We start from the raw sequence: 14,515 nt of genomic DNA, 5'->3' as shown, positions 1-14,515 counted from the left end.
CCCGGTGAACGACTACGACAGCTTCGCCGAGGAGTACTCGGCGGAGAACGAGAGCAGCCTCCTCAACGCGTACATCGAGCGGCCTGCGATGATAGCCCTCGCCGGCGACGTGACCGGCCGCCGGATCCTGGACGCCGGCTGCGGCTCGGGCCCCCTGACCGCCGCACTGCGCGAGCGCGGCGCCGTCGTCACCGGCATCGACTCCAGCGCCGGAATGCTGGCGGTGGCCAGGCGGCGGCTCGGCGAGGACGCGGATCTGCGGGTGGTCGACGTGCGCGATCCGCTGCCGTTCGCCGATGGTACGTTCGATGACGTAGTCGCGTCACTGGTGCTGCACTACCTGGAGGACTGGGGACCGACCCTGGCCGAGATGCGGCGAGTCCTCAGGCCCGGGGGCCGGCTGATCGCGTCGGTGAACCACCCGTTCGTGGACTGGCTGACCGAGGATCCTCGGCCCAGCTATCGCGCGACCACCAGCTACACCGACCTGTGGACGTTCAACGGGAAGTCCTTCCCGCTGACCTTCTGGCGGCGGCCGTTGCACGCGATGACCGATGCCTTCACCGGCGCGGGCTTCCGCCTTGCTGTCATCAGCGAGCCGAAGACCGCCCCGGACGCCCCGGAGCCGTTCTCCGGAATCAGTTTCATGTGCTTCGTCGCCGAGGTACCGCCGTCGCCGGCCGGCTGGCTAGCTACCCGCGAGCGACGTCCAGCCCGTACCTGAACGGATCACCTTCACACCGGGGCCGCGGAAGGCCCATGACGCTCGGTACCGCGATCACGGGCACGCTCATCAGCTTGGGCAGCGGTACAGCCGAGTCATGCCACCCATCGCTTCCATGGGCTGATGGCCACCTGCGGGCTGCCGCCGGCCCGGCACGCTGGGACAGGCGTGCGCACCCTGCGTTCCGCAGCGATTCGTGTCGCGGAACCCAGCGCGGACGGCGTTCTGAGAAGGACGCTTCGCAAGATCGGAAACTACATCGGTGATGAGTGGTTCCAGGCTCCAGCCGCGGCGGTCGTCTTGACGTAGTCGGTGAAGGGCCGCGGGTCGCGTCCGAGCGCGCATCGTACGCCGTCGCCGATGCGTTCGCCGGCGCCGTCGCGGATCCGGCCCAGAAGCTCGGCCACCAGTTCGGCCGCCTCGGCCGGCACCCCCTGAGCCGCCAGCGCGGCGGTGAACCGGGAGGTCTCCAGCGGCGTGTAGCGGATGCGCCGTCCGGTGGCCTGGGCGATCAGCTCGACGGCGGTGCGGAACGACAGCGGTTCTGGGCCGGACAGCTCATAGATCTCGCCCGCGTGGCCGTCCTGGGTGAGCGCCGCGGTCGCGACGTCGGCGATGTCGTCGGCGTCCACGAACGCCTCCCGGCCCTCGCCGGCCGGCAGCGCCAGTTCCCCCGACAGGATCGGCTCCAGGAACAGGTCCTCGCCGAAGTTCTGCGCGAACCAGGCCGGCCGCAGGATCGTCCACTCCAGGTCCGTCGCGCGCAGGGCAAGCTCGACCGGCTCCTGAAACGGGCACGCCGCACCGGCCACGCCGCGTGCCGACAACAGCACCACCCGGCGGACACCGGACTGCTCCGCAGCCGCGAGGAACTCTCCGACGGTGGCCGCCATGACGGACTCGTTCATCGGGATGAGGTAGATCGCGCCGGCGCCGGCCAGGGCCGGTTCCCAGGTGTCACGGTCGGCGAAGTCGAATCTGGGCCTGCCGGAACGGGAGGCCGCACGGAGGGGGTGGCCGAGCCGGTCGAGCCGGGCGACGACACGGCGGCCGGTCTTGCCCCGGGCGCCGAGCACGAGAATGGGTGAGACGGACATGGAGCCAGCACATCAGGTGGCGCGGGAGACGATCCATGGCCATCCATCTTGTACGCATGTGAGATCGTCTCATCATGGATGTGCTGGAGGACTATCTCGCGGGCGTCCGAGCGCACGGTGCGGTCTTCTGCCAGTCGGTCGCCGCGCCGCCCTGGGCTGTGCGGTTCAGCGATCCCGCCCCGCTGGCGCTGGGCGCGATGCTTCGCGGCGAGTCCTGGATCGTGCGCGCCGGCCTCGAGCCCGTCCCGGTCCGGGAGCGGGGCGTCGTGCTGGTACGCGGCCTGCGGCCGTTCACCGTGGCCGATCGCCCGGACACCGAGCCCCAGGTGGTGATCGACGGCGCGGAGAACTGCTGGACGACGGCCGGCGGCCCGGCGACAGCCGTGGACAATCTCGTGCTGGGACCGCGCACGTACGGATTCAGCCCCGACGGCTCCGACCTGTTCGTCACCGCCGAGTACCCGCTGCGCGGCGACGTGTCCGAGCGTCTGCTCAAGGCGCTGCCGGAGGTGGCCGTCATCCCGTCGGAGCCGGAGTTCGCGCCGCTGCTGGACCTGCTGGCCGCCGAGATCGGCCGCGAGGAGCCGGGCCAGCAGGTCATCCTCGACCGGCTACTGGATCTGCTGCTGGTCCGGGCCCTGCGGTCGTGGTTCGCGCGGCCCGACGTCGAAGCTCCGCCCGGCTACCGGGCCCTGGCCGACCCGAGGATCGGGCAGGCGTTGCGCCTGATGCACGAACACCCGGCCCGCCCGTGGACGGTCGCGGCCCTGGGCGCGGAGGTGGGGATGTCGCGGGCGGTGTTCGCCCGCCGCTTCGCCGCGCTCGTCGGACAGCCGCCCCTGGTCTACCTCACAGAGTGGCGGATGGCCATCGCCGCCGACCTCCTCCGCGCGCCCGGCAGCACCGTCGCCGCCGTGGCCAGAAGAGTCGGGTACGCCGACGGGTTCGCCTTCAGCAACGCCTTCAAGAGGGTGCGCGGCATGCCGCCCAGCGACCTGATCCGTTCCTCACGGTAGCGACCTGGCCGACCGGCAGGGCCACGTCCGCGAACGAGCCGCCTGCCAGACCCGCGCGGCAAGCTACTGCGCAGTGGGGTCGGCGTCGACGGCGCCGAAGCAGCTGCTGCCGTGGTTCCCTGCGCCGGATGGAAGGTCAGCCGCGGTCTGCCAAAAGCATTCAGGACGGATGGTCTGGCCTTCTTGTGGTGTGGCGAGTGACTACATTGGAACGCCGCACCTTTCGTCTCGTCCTTCACTTCTGTCCCTTGTCATCTGCCGAGGAGCGCGCCTAGATGAACTGGCTCTACGTCGTGGGGATCATCCTCTTCCTCCTCGGCCTGATGGTCTCCATCGCGCTGCACGAGCTCGGCCATCTGGTGCCGGCCAAGCTCTTCGGCGTCAGGGTGACCCAGTACATGGTGGGCTTCGGCCCCACGGCGTGGTCGCGGCGCAAGGGCGAGACCGAGTACGGCATCAAGTGGATCCCGTTCGGCGGCTACATCCGCATGATCGGCATGTTGCCGCCGCGCCCCGGAGAGGATCCCGCCAGGGTCAGGAGCACGGCGACAGGACCTTTCCAGGGGCTGATCGAGTCGGCCCGCGACGCCGCGATGGAAGAGGTACGGCCGGGCGACGAGGGCCGCGTCTTCTACCGCAAGAAGTGGTGGCAGAAGGCCATCATCATGTCCGGCGGGCCGCTGATGAACTTCGTGCTGGCGTTCGTCTTCTCCGCCATCCTGCTGGTCGGCATCGGCCTGCCCGCCGATGCCCCGATCGTCTCGGCCGCCACCGACACGTGCCTGATCCCCGTTTCCGAGAAGCGCGCCACCTGCGAGCCCGGCGACCAGCTCACCCCGGCCGCGCAGGCGGGCCTCAAGCCGGGCGACCACATGGTCTCCTTCAACGGCGCCACGATCGGCTCCTGGGACAACGCCATCCGCCTGATCCGCTCCCACGGCCCCGGCCCGGTCAAGCTCGGCATCATGCGCGACGGCAAGCCGATGACGCTCGCCGTCACGCTCATCGCCCAGGACCGGCCCAACCTCGAGGACCCCGAGAAGATCGACAAGAATGTCGGCTTCCTCGGCGTGCGGCCCACCAGGGTGATGGAGCAGCAGAGCATCGACCAGGTGATCGGCTACATGGGCGAGCAGACGTCCAGAGTGGCGGGCTCGATCTTCAACCTGCCGGAGAAGATGGTCGGCGTCTGGCACGCGGCCTTCTCGGGCGAGGAGCGCGATCCCGAGGGCCCGGTGGGCATGGTCGGCGCGGGCCGCTTGGGCGGCGAGATCCTGGCCTCCGACCTGTCCGACGAGGAGAAGATCGCCACCTTCGTCAGCCTGCTGGCCGGTTTCAACCTGGCGATCGGCGTGTTCAACCTGATCCCGTTGCTGCCGCTCGACGGCGGGCACATCGCGGGCAGCCTCTGGGAGGGGCTCAAGCGGGCCTACGCCAAGGTCATGCGGCGGCCGAAGCCCCAGTACGTCGACATCGCCAAGGTGCTGCCGCTGACGTACGCGGCGGCGCTGGTGATGATGATCATGGCGGTCCTGCTCGTCTACGCCGACCTGGTCAACCCGCTCACGCTGACGAACTGACGGGCCGGTTCGTGATGTTCGCCGGCCGCATGCGCGGAACGTACCCGACCGCGATCGCTCCCGGACGGGACGAGAGCGACACGCGCCTGCCGACAATGCCATCGGCACAGGTGAGGGCCTTGCATGTCTTCTCCTGGCGTGCGCGATCTCCGGCCACCAGGAAGGTGCCAGTACGGCAGGACGATTCGCCGTGCTCCTTCGCCTGGCGACGGGACCGCCGCCCGTGGCGGCCGAGCCGATAGGAGCAGCAGGACGCCGACCCCGTCCCGTGCCAGAACCTCACACTCACATGACCCTCCGCCGGGGACGTCGGGCAACGGACGGGTGTCCGTGCCGGCCGATCGATCGTCGCGAGACCCAGGTTCCGGGGCGGGGAAATCGTTCGGTACCCCCTTCACCGCCGCGGACAATGCTTCGCGGTGACCGCGTACAGTACGGACTGCCGGGCCAGGGACCCTGAGTTGCCGGACCCCCCTTAGAGCGGCCGCCAGGGCAACCAGTCTCGTTGCCTCGTCGTGGTTTCACAGGTGTAGAACAGCGTGCCGTTCAGACCCCGCCCGAACACGCAGTGCCTGCCGGAGGGAAGCGCGAAGACAGCCGGCGGTGCGCTGAACTTGCCGAGATCCCTCGGCGGCCCGATCGCATCCCAGCCGCCCACGAAGTGGTCCGTGATCCGCTGTCGTCGCAGGGTGAGATCGGTGAACCGGGCGTACATCACCGCGGCCCCGTCGCGGGGGTCGCCGGCGCCGGTGACGCTTTCGACCCGCAAGTTGCCGAAGGTGCCCTGCCAGGGCTCGAACGTGCCCGGACGCACTTGTCGCGCCATCAGCCCGCCGAGACCGCCGGCGGTCATCACCACCGGCAGCCGCAGATCTCGTACGGTGTGCCAGGTGGCGCCCAGCCGTCCGTCGTGGAACTGCCCCTCGATCCGTCCTGTCCGCCTGAACGGGGGGTAGCCGCTCCCCGTGCCGAAGGTGTTGTAGACGTGCCGGTCCGTTCCCTCGATGAACACGTCCAGGCCGTTGCGGGCACGAGTCACCGTGGGGCTGCCGCGCATCGGCGCCGGACCTCCCACAGGGGTCCAGTCTGCCCAGTCCTCACGGCCGGTACCCGTGGCCACGGTGTGGAACAGCCGGTGGTCCAGCCCGTGGACGAACACCTCCGGTACCCCGCTCGCGTTGAGCGCGACCGCGGGCGAGTCGATCACCTGGGCATCACGCAGCCTTTCCCAGCCGCACCACTCCCAGGGAGCGATGCACGCCCGCCGGTTGTGCAGAAGGAACCCGTCGGTGGAGCGGCCGAACACCTCCAGACTGCCGTCCGCGCGGCGTACCGCGGCGAGGCCGCCGGTGAAACGCGCGGTCCCGAGTGGTTCCCAGGTGCTCCAGTGATGAAAGTCGTCGTCGTCCCAGTTCCAGCTGTGCTGGGCGATCCCGGCCTCGTCGACGACGAAGACCTCCAGGCGCTGCGCCCCACCCTCGTTGTTGTGGTTGAGCGCGATGGCGGGTGGGGCCCCGTTCGTGACGGGTGGGGGAGCGGCATGGGCGGCCCCGGCGGGCAGGGTGAGTGTGAGGAGGGTGGCCAGGGCCGACCCCACCGCCGTGGAACGGATGATTCTCCGCATGAGCTGACCCTTCTCGTGGAGAGGAGTAAAAGCTAACAGCAACCAACCCATCACTCTGGGCAAGTATTCGTACTCACGGTCACAAGAAAGTAACCCTTCGTCATGGCCTGGCCGGAGCCGGGAACCGCAGGCGCCCGGTCGCCGCCTCGCCGAACGCCAGCTCGGCTCTCACCAGAGCAAGATTCGCGCCCGAGGGGACCGGGCCTTCTCGCCGCCCTCCTGACATCACCGCCCCGCGACAGGAACGCCTGGCCGGACGCGTCGGCCGGTTCCACGGCACCGTCTGCCCCGAGCAGATCGGGCGGCGCAACCTCAAGTGGCACAAGAGCGCGGAAGGCGGGCAGGCGTGAGCGGTGCGGCGTAGGGTTTCAGCGTGGACATCACGATCGCAGAGGAACTGCTGCTTCTCTCCCACGACGAGGAGACCGGCAGGCCGAACATCAGTGAGGCCGCGGTGGACGTGACCCTGACCGCCGCCGTCCTCGCCGAGCTGACGCTCGCCGGCCGCTTCCGCTACGTCGAGGGCCGCCTGGAGGTCCTCGACCCGACGCCCACCGGTGACGACGAGCTCGACAAGGTGCTCCGCGACATCGCGGCGTCCAAGCCGCGCGAGACCAGATTCTGGCTCGACCGGCTGACCAACCCCACGCGACGCTGGAACCTGCTGAAGCGGCTGGCCGAGCGCGGCGTGCTCAGCGAGGAGCACGGCAAGGTCCTCGGCCTGTTCCGTACCACGAAATATCCGGAACGCGACCCGGGGGTGGAGCGGGAGATCCGTCGCCGGGTGTGTGACGTCCTCGACGGGGCGGCGCCCGATGAGCGGGTGAGCGTGCTGGTCACGCTGGTGGGAGCGTGCGGGCTCGGCCAGAAGTTGTTCCCCGACGCCCGCCGTGAACGGGTTGTGGAGATCACCGAAGGGCAGTGGACCGGCCCGGCGGTCAGCGAGGCCATCACCCAGATCATGCACGCCATCCACACGGCGGTGCGGGTCAGCACCACCATGGGGATGGGCAACATCATCGCGGCGAGCGACAGCTAGGCCAGGACGCCGGAGGCGAGCAGGGGCCGGCTAGGTCAGGACGTCGGCGTACATCTCCAGCTGGTGTCGCATGATCCGGCGGTTCAGCGTGCCGATGCGGTCCGCGTGCTCCTGCGTGACGCAGGAGATCAGGTGCACCAGCGCGACGTGATCCTCGCGGGGGACGATCGCCAGGTCCGGCCAGAGCTCGCGGCCGCCGATCGGCGCGGCGGCCACCGCCTCGCGCAGCGCCCGGTCCACCTCCTGCGCGTCCGCCCGCCAGCCTCGCGGGATGACCATCAGTCCGCTCTCCACCAGGGCGGCGTACCAGGCCCGCAGGTCGCTCTCCAGGGCCGAGCGCGCGGCGGCCACCCGGCGGGTGTCCTTGAGCGACCGGTACGCGGCCCGCGCCGCCCGCCCGTCGGGGAACCTGGCCACCTCCCACCCGTGCCGGGCGGTCACCCGGCTCTGCCTGGTGGACGGGTCGACCAGTTCGATCACGGTGGGTTGGGCCGCGGTGCGGCACCGTACGCCCGCGTCGGTCAGGCGCAACCACAGGTCCCAGTCCTCCAGCCCGCTCTCGCTCGTACGCCAGCCGCCCACCGACTCGGCCAGCCCCGCGACGTGCGCGACCTGCGAGGGCTGGAAGATCGCGTTCATGACCTGGAGCTCTGGGTGCCAGCAGAGCGTCAGCGGGGGAGTCACGTGCAGCACGTTGCCCGCGGCGTCCACCCGCGTCGCCCCGGTGGCGGCGAACCGCTCGCCCTCCAGCGCCCGCGCCAGGACCGCCAGGTGCTCCGGCGCCCATCGGTCGTCGTGGTCGAGGTAGGCGACGTATTCGCCGCGGGCCTCGGCGAGCCCGATGTTCCTCGGCCCCGAGGGGTGCCCGTGGCGATGGGTCCTGATGAACCTGACCCGCTCGTCCGCGCGGGCGAATCTGGCGACCACCTCGTCGGTGTCGTCGTCGCTCGCATCGGAGACGACCAGCAGCTCCCAGTCCCGCAGCGACTGCGCCATCACCGATTCGACGGTGGCCGCGATGGTCGGCCCGCGGTTGTAGGTGGGGCAGATGACCGAGAACCTCACGACTCCACCCGCGCGGGCTGCGCCTGGGGCTGCGGCGTGAACACCAGGGACCTGAGGTCGACCAGGACGTGCACCACGATCGGCGCGATCAGGCTGCCGGTACGCAGGTAGAGCCCGGTGAACGCGATCCCGGCCAGCAGCGACAGCAGCGCTCCCGACAGGCCCTGGTAGAGGTGCCCGAGCATGAACACCGCCACCGCCACGGCCGCCGCGGCCAGCGGGCTGAGCCCGAGCGCCAGCCCCAGGGCGATGAACAGCCCCCGGTAGATCAGCTCCTCGCAGATGCCCGCGGAGACCGCGACCCCGCCGGCCAGCCACCGCTGCCCAGGCGTGCGCGGCAGCAGGGCGGAGTAGGCGCCGGACCCCGGAACCTTCCCGCCGTTCCGGACCAGCCAGCGCATGAAGAACACCATCGGCACCATCGCGACGGGCAGCGCGACCGCGATGCCGTAGGTGAGGCTGGGGTCGTCGGGCTGCCTGATGCCCACGCCCGCCAGATCCAGGGACGGCGACAGCCCCACCACCAGGAGGGCGACGGCGGCCAGCGCCCACAGCTCCACGATGCTCAGGGCGAGACCGCGCGAGAGCGGGGTGATGCCCTTCTCCAGCCGTTCATAGGAGCGGCGGCCGAGCAGCGGCGCGACGACGGCGAGATAGCTGATCAGGCCGCCCGCGAGCACCCATGACCAGACGACGGGGGATGGCATCGGCATCCTGCTGACCTCCCTGGGGGCCTCGGCCCGGGAAGTACGGCTGGCGCCGGACGATGCAGGAGCCGAGCACCAGCCGTACATCGAACAATGGTAGACGTCCGCTGCTGCCAGCCTCGTCCACGCGGCCGGCGGGCCGTAGTCGCCGTCGTCACCGGTCCCGTGTGACATCTGTCATGTTCCTCGGTCATCTCCGGCTTGAACAGGGGAAACCGGCCCGTGGAAGCGGCCGGGGAAGCCTCGGGGAAGAGGCCGCGGAGTAAGACAAGAGCTCGGTCACGACGTGAAAACGACGGGGAGCGAAAGTGGCCAAGTATTCGGTAATGATCCCATTTGTTCCGCGACGGCCGGAGCAGATCCTTCCTTATGCGGCACTGGTCGAGTGGACCGCCGCGCACGCGTTGTGGCAGGGGCAGGCCACCCTCATCGAGCCGCACCAGGGGTTCGTGTACGCGGCCGGCGCCGGTTTCCGGGTGCCGACCGGGCTCGGGGTGACGTTGATGCCGCTGCGCAACCCGTACGAGGCGGCGCTGCAGGTCCGCTCGCTCGCGATGGCCACCGGCGAGCCCGTGGTCGCCGGCTTCGGCCCGGGACCCCTCTCCTTCCAGGAGAGCCTGCTCGGCGAGCGCTATCCGAGCCAGCTCGGCGCGATCCGCGAGTACGTCACCGCCGTCCGCGGGCTGCTGGACGGCGGCGTGGTGGACGTGCACGGGGAGTACGTCCAGTGCAAGGCCATGCTCCCGCCGGCCGTGTCGCCGCCCATCGAGATCGGCCTCGGCGTGCTCAGGAAGAACATGGCCAGGCTCGCGGGTCAGCTCGCCGACGTCGCCATCACCTGGCTCACCCCGGTCGACTACCTCGCCGAGACCGTCATGCCGGCCCTGCGCGAGGGCGCGGAGGAGGCGGGACGCCCGGCGCCCCGGCTGGCGGCCATGGTGCCCCTGGCGGTGGCCAGGCCCGACCGCACGCCCGCCGAGCAGGCCATGGCCAGCAACGCCCTGCACCTTCAGGCCCCCCACTACGTGGACATGCTGCGCAAGGCCGGGCTGGACGTCACGGGCAAGGACCCGGCCGCCGACGCCAAGGCCGCCGTGGCCGGTGGCGCGTTCCTCAGCGGGGACCTCGACGAGCTCGTCGCCGCGCTGAAGGAGTACGAGCGGGCCGGCGCCGACGAGATCATCCTCAACCTCACGGGGGTGTTCAACCTCCAGGGCCAGAAAGAAACCATGAACGAGCTGAAGGCCCTGCTCGGGGCGCTGGTAGGTGGCACGTTCAACTGAGCAACCGTTCAACAGAAGGGACGGGGGAAGACGTTGGCCGGGACGAAGCGCCTGCTGATGCAGTGGGCGACGGGGCAGGCGGGGACCGCCGCGCTGCCAGAAGAGGTATCCGCGATTGTTCTGGAGAACTCCGACCACCTGACGACGGTCATCGAGTCCGGCCTGGCCGGCCCGGATACCGTGATCTTCGTTCCTGACGGGCCCGGGGACGCCTCGGGGCCGGTCGTGGTGCCGTACGAGGGCTCGCTGAGCGAACCCGGCGCGGAGATGTCGCTGTCGGAGTCGTTCTTCCTGCAGACGCAGGACTACGCGACCAGCGAGTACATGTCCGTGATCGGGCCCACCGCCATCCGGGTCTTCGGCGAGGAGGACTTCGAGCTCTACCTGTCCGACGCCGACCGGGCCCTCGCCGAGGGCCACTTCGCCGAGTTCCTCATCCACCCGACGGTCCGCCTGGCCGACGCCCCCGCCCTCGGCGCCGGTCCCGGCCCGGCCGCGGGCCCTGGGCACGACGGGCCGCGGCTGCGCCTGTACGCCGGCCCCGACGGCGGGCTGTCCACCTCCCCGACCGGCCTGCCCCTCGGGAAGGTCGGCGACGACCTGGCCGTCCTGACCGCCGCGTGGCACCGCGTCAACGCGGGCAGCGACCACCCCTGCGCCGTCTGCCTGGGTGCGGCCGTCCCTGAGGAGCCGCGCGCCGCGGAACTGGCCGCCCGCCCCTGGCTCGGCCGCTACCTCGCGGCCCTGGCCGCCATCCGGGACCTGACCCTGCGTGGTGCCTCGGGCGTGCGGGTCTCCGGCTTCGGCGGCCGGCTGGCCACCGCGCTGGAGCCCGTGGCCGCCCCGGCGGACCTGACCAGGCCGGACCTGCCGCTGTTGTTGTGGACCGACGACGCCGCCTACGTCCATCAGCCGTGGCCCGCCAGGACGTTCGAGGTGGAGCACCGCGCGGGTGAGCTGGCCGAGGCGCTGCTGGCGTGCGGCTCGATCGAGGCCGCCGCCGAGTACGCGGACCCGGCCGGCCTGCGTACCGTCACCGACTACTTCGCCAAGGCGGGGGTGCGGCTGACGTGATGCTCCGGACAGACCTGCCACGTCAGGCCCGGGAACTGGTGACGGAGCTGGGCGAGCGCGCGGTCGTGTGCGACATGTACGACCTGACCGGCTCGGCCGTCTACCACGACGTCGCCGGCACCGACACCCATGAGGTACGCGAGCTCATCACCCTCGTCCGCCGCGTCCCCGGCCCGGTGCTCGACCTCGCGGCCGGCTCGGGCCGGCTGACGCTGCCGCTGCTCGCGCTGGGCAGGCAGGTGACCGCGGTCGACCTGTCGGAAGGCATGCTGGCCCTGCTGGCCGCCCGCCTGGAGGAGTCACCCGCGCGCCTGCGGGAGCGCTGCACGCTGGTCCGGGCCGACATGCGGACCTTCACCTCGCCACGCCGCTTCGCCGTGATCGTGCTCGGCACGTCGTCGATCTCCCTGCTCGACGCCGACGGCCGCGCCGCGTTGTACGGCACGGTCCGCGAGCACCTGGCGCCCGGCGGCCGGTTCGTCCTGTCCACCGTCGAGCTCGACGCCGTGGACGGCCACGAGGTCGAGGTGCCCTTCGTAGGCGTCAGCGGCACGTCGTACCGGTTCTTCGAGCGCTGGGACCCCGGCGCGGGCCGGCGCGTGGTGGCCATCTGCCCGGCCGAGCCGCTGGACGGCCCGGTCACCGTGGCCACCAGCACCGTCGCCGTGGTCCCCGCCGACCGGCTGGAGGCCGAGCTGGCTCAGGCGGGCCTGGCCGTGCTCTCCCGGCACGCCCTCGGCGACGCCGGTGCCAGGCACCGCGACATCCTGCTGGAAGCGGAGGTGAGCCGGTGACCGCGCCGCTGTGGCCCGCGCTGCTGACGACGGACCAGCAGGGGCTCGACGAGCTCTGCGCGGTCTCCGCGAAGGGGGTACGGATCCGCTTCGCCGACGGGCGCGAGCTGCTCTGCGGCACCAGCGGGCTGTGGAACACCAACCTCGGCTACGGCAACCCCGCGATCGCGGCGGCCGTCTCCGAGGCCCTCGCCGAGGCGTCCTACCTCAACGTCTTCCGCTACGAGAACGACTACGCGCGCCGCGCCGCGGCCGCCCTGGTCGAGCTGTGCGGCGCCGACCACTACGCCAGGGCGGTGTTCTCGACCTCCGGCGGCGCCGCCAACGACCTGGCGATGAAGCTCGCCCGGCACTACCACGCGCTGAGCGGCAACGACCGGCGCAAGCTCGTGGTCGGGCTCAACGGCGGCTACCACGGCATGACGTTCGGCGCCTTCGCCCTGACCGGCGAGGACTTCGGGCAGCGGCTCTACGGTGTGGACCAGCGGCTGGTCCGGCACGTCACGCCGAACGACACCGGCGAGCTGACCCGGCTGCTGGAGCGCCAGGGCGCCCAGGTGGCGGCGGTCGTCGTCGAACCGGTGCTGGGCAGCGGGGCCGTCCCGCTGACCGGCGAGTACGTGGCCGAGCTGCTGCGGTTGCGCCGCGAGCACGGGTTCCTGCTGGTGGCCGACGAGGTGGCCACGGGCTTCGGCCGTACCGGCAGCTTCTTCGCCTCCCAGGGCTGGCCTGAGCCGCCGGACCTGCTGCTCGCCTCCAAGGGCCTGACCAACGGGGTCAGCGCCGCCGCCGTGGTGATGGCCTCCCGGCAAGTGGCGGCGGCGTTCACCGAGGCCGGCGCGGTGCTCGCGCACGCGGAGACGCAGGCGGGCACGCCGCTGACCTGCGCGGCGATCCTGGCCACCATCGGCGAGATGCGCCGCCTGGACGCGGTGGCGCTGGGCAGGCGGGTCTCCGACCGGCTCGACGAGGAGCTGGCCGCACTGCGGCACCCGATGGTCGCCGGGACCTCCGGCGTGGGCTGCTTCCGCGCGATCAAGCTGCGTACGCCGGACGGCGCGGAGCTGCCGCAGGCCGAGGTGCCCGCCGTGGTCGCGGCGGTCCGCCGCGCCGGGGCCATCGTGCACCCGGGCGTCAACGGCGTGCAGCTCGTGCCCGCGCTCACCTACACGGACGCCGACCTGAGCGAGTTGTTCGGCTGCCTGCGCGCCGGCCTGTCGGCCTACAGCGGCAGGGAGGTCCCGGCATGACGCAGCAGAGCACGCAGTGCCTGACCCGTACGCTCTTCGGGGCCGACGGCCTGGCCCCGTGGCTGGCCGCGGGCTCCGGGCGGCGGGTGAGCCTGCTCGTCGATCCCGGCGTGCTGGAGAGCGAGATCGTCTCCCGCGTCCGCCGCCAGGTCGTCAAGGCCGGCCGCGAGGCGGAGCTGACCGTCCTGCCCGGCCCCGGCACCCTGGCCGGCGTCCTGGACCTGGCCGGACGTCTGCGGGGGATCGAGCTGGTCGTCGGCGTCGGCGGCGGCTCCCTGCTCGACCAGGCCAAACTGCTCACCCTGCTGTACGAGCGCCCCGCCGCGCGAGCCAGGCTCTCGGTCCCGCAACGCAGCGGCATGACCGTGCTGCCGCAGGGCACCGAGCGTGCCGTACGACTCGTCGCGGTCCCCACGACCCTGGGCACCGGCGCCGAGCTCAGCACGGTGGCCTGCCTGGAATACCCCCAGGGCAAGCGGCTGATCTCCGGCGAGTGCCTGCGGCCCGACATCGCGGTGCTCGACCCGGTCGCCACCGACACCCTGCCGGCCGAGCTGATCTCCGAGGGCGTGCTGGAGGCGCTCTTCCGCCTGGTCAGCCTGTACGCGGGCGACCACGCCGACCTGCCCACCGAGGACGCGCTGGCCGAGGCGGTCGCCGTACGGCTGGTCACGGCCGGGCACCAGGTGCGGCGGGCGCGGAGCAGCGGGCGGCCGGTGGACCGCGCGCTGCGGCTGGAGATCGCCAAGCTGAGCGGGCTCACCCACCAGGAGTGGATCCACCTGGGCCGCACCGCGTTCGCCAACAAGGGCTGGCTGATCGCCAACGAGGTCTCGGGCGTGCTCGGCGTCCGCAAGATGCGCGCCGTCGCCGCCCTGCTGCCGCCGCTGTGGCGGGCCATCGCCGGCGGGGAGCGGCGGCTCGGCTCCGCCAGGCGGCTGGCCAGGCTCTGGTCGGTGCTGCGGGCCGTCGATCCCGCGGGACTGCCGGGCGACCCGGCCGACGGGATGGCCGCGCTCATCGACTCGTGGCTGGTGGAGCGGCGGCTGAGCGCCGGCGAGGACGCGCTCGACGCCATCGCCGCGCGCATCGTGCGCGCCTGGGGCGCCGGGCTGCCCATGCTCGGCGGCCTGACCAAGGACGAGGTACGGCGGTTGCTGGCCGAGGTGATCCGCACACCGGATGCCGTGGCCGCCCTGCCCGCCAAGGACTCCCGCGGACAGGCCGCGGGCTGACAGGAAGGAGAGGAGGTGTGGCGATGG

At 71.6% G+C, this 14,515-nt stretch carries 13 protein-coding genes; 9 read left to right on the top strand and 4 right to left on the bottom strand.

Annotation, left to right across the window (positions count from 1 at the left end; all coding sequences use genetic code 11):
* The first annotated feature begins 4 nt into the window (after positions 1-4).
* Positions 5-724 (top strand): class I SAM-dependent methyltransferase, encoded by a 720-nt coding sequence (locus tag ACBJ32_RS30095; RefSeq protein ID WP_375129546.1) that lies wholly within the window; start codon positions 5-7, stop codon positions 722-724.
* Between the two features lie 254 nt (positions 725-978).
* Here the strand turns inward: ACBJ32_RS30095 and ACBJ32_RS30090 are convergent, their stop codons facing one another.
* The gene (locus tag ACBJ32_RS30090) at positions 979-1,821 is read right to left on the bottom strand and encodes an NAD(P)H-binding protein (protein ID WP_375129545.1); all 843 of its coding nucleotides are present in this window, start codon (positions 1,819-1,821) and stop codon (positions 979-981) included.
* A 74-nt stretch (positions 1,822-1,895) separates the two neighbouring features.
* Here ACBJ32_RS30090 and ACBJ32_RS30085 point away from each other — a divergent pair, with 74 nt between their 5' ends.
* On the top strand, positions 1,896-2,837 hold the full coding sequence (locus ACBJ32_RS30085) for an AraC family transcriptional regulator (protein WP_375129544.1): 942 nt from the start codon (positions 1,896-1,898) through the stop codon (positions 2,835-2,837).
* A 275-nt stretch (positions 2,838-3,112) separates the two neighbouring features.
* On the top strand, positions 3,113-4,417 hold the full coding sequence (locus ACBJ32_RS30080) for an RIP metalloprotease (RefSeq protein ID WP_375129543.1): 1,305 nt from the start codon (positions 3,113-3,115) through the stop codon (positions 4,415-4,417).
* Between the two features lie 475 nt (positions 4,418-4,892).
* Here ACBJ32_RS30080 and ACBJ32_RS30075 read toward each other — a convergent pair whose 3' ends face one another.
* Positions 4,893-6,041, bottom strand: coding sequence for a hypothetical protein (locus tag ACBJ32_RS30075; RefSeq protein WP_375129542.1), 1,149 nt, complete (start codon positions 6,039-6,041; stop codon positions 4,893-4,895).
* Between the two features lie 373 nt (positions 6,042-6,414).
* Here ACBJ32_RS30075 and ACBJ32_RS30070 point away from each other — a divergent pair, with 373 nt between their 5' ends.
* Positions 6,415-7,080 carry a GPP34 family phosphoprotein gene (locus ACBJ32_RS30070; protein ID WP_375129541.1) on the top strand — a complete coding sequence of 222 codons (666 nt, stop codon included), beginning with the start codon at positions 6,415-6,417 and terminating at the stop codon, positions 7,078-7,080.
* Between the two features lie 30 nt (positions 7,081-7,110).
* On the opposite strand, the gene ACBJ32_RS30065 is transcribed toward ACBJ32_RS30070, so the two are convergent.
* Both ACBJ32_RS30065 and ACBJ32_RS30060 read right to left on the bottom strand, forming a co-directional pair.
* The gene (locus ACBJ32_RS30065; RefSeq protein ID WP_375129540.1) at positions 7,111-8,145 is read right to left on the bottom strand and encodes a glycosyltransferase family 2 protein; all 1,035 of its coding nucleotides are present in this window, start codon (positions 8,143-8,145) and stop codon (positions 7,111-7,113) included.
* Entirely contained in the window at positions 8,142-9,026 is an 885-nt protein-coding gene (locus tag ACBJ32_RS30060; RefSeq protein WP_375129539.1) for a CPBP family intramembrane glutamic endopeptidase, read from the bottom strand. The genes ACBJ32_RS30065 and ACBJ32_RS30060 overlap by 4 nt, the downstream gene beginning before the upstream one ends.
* 152 nt (positions 9,027-9,178) lie before the next feature.
* On the opposite strand from ACBJ32_RS30060, the gene ACBJ32_RS30055 reads away from it, so the two are divergent.
* From ACBJ32_RS30055 to mpaC, 5 genes are read left to right on the top strand one after another with little or no spacing between them, the layout of a single operon-like run.
* The gene (locus tag ACBJ32_RS30055) at positions 9,179-10,135 is read left to right on the top strand and encodes an LLM class flavin-dependent oxidoreductase (RefSeq protein WP_375129538.1); all 957 of its coding nucleotides are present in this window, start codon (positions 9,179-9,181) and stop codon (positions 10,133-10,135) included.
* A 33-nt stretch (positions 10,136-10,168) separates the two neighbouring features.
* Complete coding sequence (mpaB, locus tag ACBJ32_RS30050) at positions 10,169-11,209, top strand: daptide biosynthesis RiPP recognition protein (protein WP_375129537.1); 1,041 nt, start codon at positions 10,169-10,171, stop codon at positions 11,207-11,209.
* Positions 11,209-12,003 carry a daptide-type RiPP biosynthesis methyltransferase gene (mpaM, locus tag ACBJ32_RS30045; protein ID WP_375129536.1) on the top strand — a complete coding sequence of 265 codons (795 nt, stop codon included), beginning with the start codon at positions 11,209-11,211 and terminating at the stop codon, positions 12,001-12,003. The genes mpaB and mpaM overlap by 1 nt, the downstream gene beginning before the upstream one ends.
* The gene (gene mpaD / locus ACBJ32_RS30040) at positions 12,000-13,253 is read left to right on the top strand and encodes a daptide-type RiPP biosynthesis aminotransferase (RefSeq protein WP_375129535.1); all 1,254 of its coding nucleotides are present in this window, start codon (positions 12,000-12,002) and stop codon (positions 13,251-13,253) included. The genes mpaM and mpaD overlap by 4 nt, the downstream gene beginning before the upstream one ends.
* On the top strand, positions 13,250-14,488 hold the full coding sequence (gene mpaC, locus ACBJ32_RS30035) for a daptide-type RiPP biosynthesis dehydogenase (protein WP_375129534.1): 1,239 nt from the start codon (positions 13,250-13,252) through the stop codon (positions 14,486-14,488). The genes mpaD and mpaC overlap by 4 nt, the downstream gene beginning before the upstream one ends.
* Positions 14,489-14,515: the final 27 nt, after the last annotated feature.

The sequence above is a fragment of the Nonomuraea sp. GTA35 genome (assembly GCF_041950525.1).
GTDB lineage: Bacteria > Actinomycetota > Actinomycetes > Streptosporangiales > Streptosporangiaceae > Nonomuraea.
Note: the sequence above shows the minus strand (reverse complement) of the source record. Positions and strands in the feature narration are given on the sequence as shown.